The sequence below is a fragment of the Arhodomonas sp. KWT genome, assembly GCF_010993615.1.
In genome coordinates this window covers 1-3,748 of record NZ_WNXE01000208.1, presented here as the reverse complement: position 1 = coordinate 3,748, position 3,748 = coordinate 1, and the positions used below count along the sequence as shown (strand labels likewise).

Here is a 3,748-nt window from a genome sequence, read left to right as displayed (position 1 = left end):
TAGGTCGTGCATGGCCGCAGGCCGTGTGCGACATGGCTCCCCTCGACGCCCACCGGTACACATCGAAGACGTCGCACGCCTGCGGCGCCCGACCTACCCGCCGGCAACAGCCCCGATCCGGTAGGTCGTGCACGGCCGCAGGCCGTGTGCGACATGGCTCGCCCCGGCGCCCCACCGGCATACCGCCGAAGACGTCGCACGCCTGCGGCGCACGACCGACGCGAGCGCTCCGGCCGGCGGTGGGTGCGGTACGGGCGGCCACTGGGTGGCATCCCGTTGACCTGGATCAAGGCGGCGGTATCCCGGGGATGTTTCCATAATTCCCGGGAAGAGATCGGGGATTGGTGGCAGTTCGCCTCGACTCATCCCGCGCGCCCGCTGCTGACCTGGGTGGGTGTCCTTGCAGCGGGCGCGTCTCCTACTTCCCCGTAGCTCTCGTGCTGCCGGCCCTCACGGGCCGGCATTTTTTTGTCTGGCCTGTTTGTCCCTCTCCCCCGGGTTCCTCCCGTAAAGGGGCGGGGCTCGGTGATAGCGGTCACTCCCTTGGCATCCACCAGTGTGCCGGGTTCGCGGTCGTTCGGCCCGGGTTGTCGCACGCCCGCGGCGCACGAACTGCCCGTAGGTCGGCTGCTCCTGCCCACCGCCATTCCCGGTGCCGCAAGGCGGGGTGTTGGCGGCCAGGAGCAGCCAACCTGCAATACCGGCTCCCTTCTCGGGCATCCCGCAAGGGGTGCCTGCCGGGAAACCCGCTAACGCTGCAACGCCCGTAGGTCGGCTGCTCCTGGCAGCCGACAATCCGGTTGCCGGTGGGCAACGGACCTTCCCGTGACATCGAAACGCTGCAGGCCGTGTGCGTGTGCGACGTCGTCCGTGTTCTGTATCGGCATGGCCGACGCCCTTGGTGCTGTCTGCGGTGGCCCCGTCAGATGCCGGATATGTCCAGAGGGCGTTAACCGTGGCGCCGCTACGGCAGCGTTGCGCGATAGCCGTGCCATGTGGCATAGCCGAGCACCGGCACCGTCACCGCGAGTCCCACGAACGCGGTGGCAAAGCCGATCACCGTGCCGGCGACTATCAGGGCTGCCCAGACCGCCATCGTGGCGCGATTGGACAGCACCGCCCGAAAACTGGTGATCACTGCGCTGATCACGTCCGTGCCGCGGTCCATCATCATCGGCAGCGAGAACGCCGAGCCGGCGAACGCCAGTGCGGCGAATACCGCGCCCACGGCACTGCCGATGCCCAGGAACGGCACCCAGGAGCGCCAGCCGGGCTCGGCCATGGCGGGAAAGAACACGTGAACCATGGCCGCGGCGCGGGCCCAGAGCAGGAAGAGCACCAGCAGCACCAGCGCGAAGATCACGTGGTTGCTCAGGTTCGCCCGCATGCTGCGCAGGCAGGTGCGTACCGACGGGGGCCGGCCCTGCTCGAGCGCCCGGCTGGTGGCATACAGCGCGAAGGCGATCAGCGGGCCCACGAGCAGGAACCCCCCGGCAGTCACGTACAGGATCAGCAGGTTGCCGCTGATCCAGCTCCCTGCGGCGATGATCACCCCGATCAGGGTGACGATCAGGCCGAACGTCAGGCTCTCGAAGGGTGCGGCGCGGAAGTCGCGCCACCCGAGGCACACCCAGGTCAGCGGCGCGGTGGCCGCGAGCCGGTGCGGCTCCGGGATCCAGTCCTCGGTGGTGCCGGTGTCGTTATCGGTATGCTCGTCCATGGCGGGCTCCTCCTCCCGTCGTTGTTGTAGTGTTGTCATAGCACTCTCCGGCACGGCAGCGGAAGGCCTCGCGCGTGGCCGCGTCGGCGTCGTAACATGCCGGCAGAAGGAGGTGTAGACGATGGAGATGGACTTGCCGGCCGTGCAGGCCTTTCTCGCGGAGCATTTCCCCCAGGGATACGGTCGGGTGGAGGCGGTGGGGCCGCTTACGGCCCGGCTGCGCCTCGCCGTCGGCGACGAGCATCTGCGCCCCGGGGGGACGGTCTCCGGGCCGACCATGATGGGCCTGGCCGACACGGCGCTGTACGTGGCGATCCTGGCCAACCTGGGGCCGGTCGCCCAGGCGGTGACGACCAATCTCAACGCGAATTTCCTGCGCCGGCCGCCGGTACGCGATCTCATCGCCGAGGCGCGCATGCTCAAGCTCGGCAAGCGTCTGGCGGTGGGGGAGGTGACCGTATTCTCGGATGGTGACGATCAGGCCGTGGCCCACGTAACCGCCACCTACTCGATACCGCCGCGGGAGACGGCCACGGCATGAATCCCATGACCACGGTGCGCGGCTTCCGCCGGGACGCCGAGGGCCATTGGGTGATGGAGCTGGCCTGCGGTCATACCCAGCACGTGCGGCACCTGCCGCCGTGGCAGAACCGGCCGTGGGTGACGACCGGGACCGGCCGGCGCGCGATGCTCGGGCGCCGGGTCGAATGTGGCTGGTGCGCGCGGGCGAGGGCGCATGACGCCCGCGGCGAACGGGAGGAGAGAGGACGATGCTGATACACGCCCCCGAATCGGTGCTCCTGGTGGTCGACGTCCAGGAGCGCCTCGTGCCCGCCATCCATGACCACGGCAACGTGGTGGACGGGATCGAGTGGCTCATCGGCGTGGCCGGCGCGGTCGGTGTGCCGGTGCTGGCGACAGAGCAGTATCCCAGGGGGCTGGGGCGGACCGTCCCCCAGCTCGGGCGTTATTTCTCCCCGGAAGCGGTGGCGGAGAAGACCGCCTTCTCCGCGGCGGACGAGCCCGCCTGCCGCGATCTCGTCTCCGGCGCCGGCCGTAAGCAGGTGGTGATCTGCGGTATCGAGGCGCACGTTTGCGTACTGCAGACCGCCCTCGGCCTGCACGAGGCGGGCTACGAGGTCTTCGTGGCGGGGGACGCGGCGGGCTCGCGTAATCCGTGGGACCGCGACCTCGCCCTCGATCGCATCCGCGCCCTGGGGGTGCAGGTGGTCAGTCGGGAGATGGTTGCCTTCGAGTGGCTCCAGCGCGCGGGGACCGACGTCTTCCGCGAGGTCAGCCGCAATTTCCTGCGATGAGCGTTACCGCTGCCGACATCATGACCCGGCGCGTTTTCACGCTGACCGGCGACGATAGCGTCGAGCTCGCCCGGGATCTCTGCCAGGACCACCGCGTGCGGCATATCCCCGTTGTGGACCAGGACCACCGTCTGGTCGGGCTGGTCTCCGACGGTGACGTGCTGCGCAGCCTGAGCCCGTTCATGCACACGGCCGCCGAGCGGGATCGCGACCGTTTCACCCTGCGCCGGCCGATCCACCAGATCATGACCCGTGCGCCGGAGACGGTTACCGGTGCCGTCGACGTGCGCGAGTGCGCGCGGCGCATGAGCGCACACGGGGTGGGCAGCCTGCCGGTGCTGGATGACGAGGCGCTGGTGGGGATCCTGACCTGGCAGGACGTGCTCGCGGCGGTGGCGGACAGCCGGATCTGACGTCCCCCTTGCGAGTAGGCCGGCATCCGGATGGAGCGTTAGCGGGCTTGCCGGCAGGCACCCCTTGCAAGATGCCCGTGAAGGGGAGCCGGTGCTGTAGGTTGGCTGCTCCTGGCAGCCAACACCCCGCCTTGCGGCACCGTAAATGTCGGCTGCCCTGAGCAGCCGACCTACGGGAGTTACAGCGCTAGCGGGTTTCCCGGCCGGCACCCCTTGCGGGATGCCCGGGAAGGGAGCTGGTGCTGTAGGTTGGCTGCTCCTGGCAGCCAACATCCCGCCTTGCGGCACCGGCAATGTCG

General features: G+C 69.2%; 5 protein-coding genes. 4 read left to right on the top strand and 1 reads right to left on the bottom strand.

What is annotated here, in order from left to right; translation table 11 throughout:
* Window positions 1–964 precede the first annotated feature (964 nt).
* On the bottom strand, window positions 965–1,759 hold the full coding sequence (locus tag G7A99_RS16705) for a DUF2189 domain-containing protein (RefSeq protein WP_163142237.1): 795 nt from the start codon (window positions 1,757–1,759) through the stop codon (window positions 965–967).
* An 82-nt stretch (window positions 1,760–1,841) separates the two neighbouring features.
* Between G7A99_RS16705 and G7A99_RS16700 the strand changes: the two genes are divergently transcribed.
* The 4 genes from G7A99_RS16700 to G7A99_RS16685 are packed head-to-tail and all read left to right on the top strand — an operon-like array spanning window position 1,842 to window position 3,449.
* Window positions 1,842–2,261, top strand: coding sequence for a PaaI family thioesterase (locus G7A99_RS16700; protein WP_163142234.1), 420 nt, complete (start codon window positions 1,842–1,844; stop codon window positions 2,259–2,261).
* Entirely contained in the window at window positions 2,258–2,497 is a 240-nt protein-coding gene (locus G7A99_RS16695) for a DUF3565 domain-containing protein (RefSeq protein ID WP_163142231.1), read from the top strand. The genes G7A99_RS16700 and G7A99_RS16695 overlap by 4 nt, the downstream gene beginning before the upstream one ends.
* Window positions 2,491–3,036: a hydrolase gene (locus G7A99_RS16690; protein WP_163142228.1), complete on the top strand. Its 546-nt coding sequence runs from the start codon at window positions 2,491–2,493 to the stop codon at window positions 3,034–3,036. Before G7A99_RS16695 ends, G7A99_RS16690 begins: the two co-directional genes overlap by 7 nt.
* On the top strand, window positions 3,033–3,449 hold the full coding sequence (locus tag G7A99_RS16685; RefSeq protein ID WP_163142225.1) for a CBS domain-containing protein: 417 nt from the start codon (window positions 3,033–3,035) through the stop codon (window positions 3,447–3,449). The genes G7A99_RS16690 and G7A99_RS16685 overlap by 4 nt, the downstream gene beginning before the upstream one ends.
* Window positions 3,450–3,748 lie beyond the last annotated feature (299 nt).

Coding starts and splice junctions, on each gene's coding strand:
- G7A99_RS16705 (WP_163142237.1), bottom strand. CDS start 1,759: ATGACAACACTACAACAACGACGGGAGGAGGAGCCCGCCATGGACGAG.
- G7A99_RS16700 (WP_163142234.1), top strand. CDS start 1,842: ATGGAGATGGACTTGCCGGCCGTGCAGGCCTTTCTCGCGGAGCATTTC.
- G7A99_RS16695 (WP_163142231.1), top strand. CDS start 2,258: ATGAATCCCATGACCACGGTGCGCGGCTTCCGCCGGGACGCCGAGGGC.
- G7A99_RS16690 (WP_163142228.1), top strand. CDS start 2,491: ATGCTGATACACGCCCCCGAATCGGTGCTCCTGGTGGTCGACGTCCAG.
- G7A99_RS16685 (WP_163142225.1), top strand. CDS start 3,033: ATGAGCGTTACCGCTGCCGACATCATGACCCGGCGCGTTTTCACGCTG.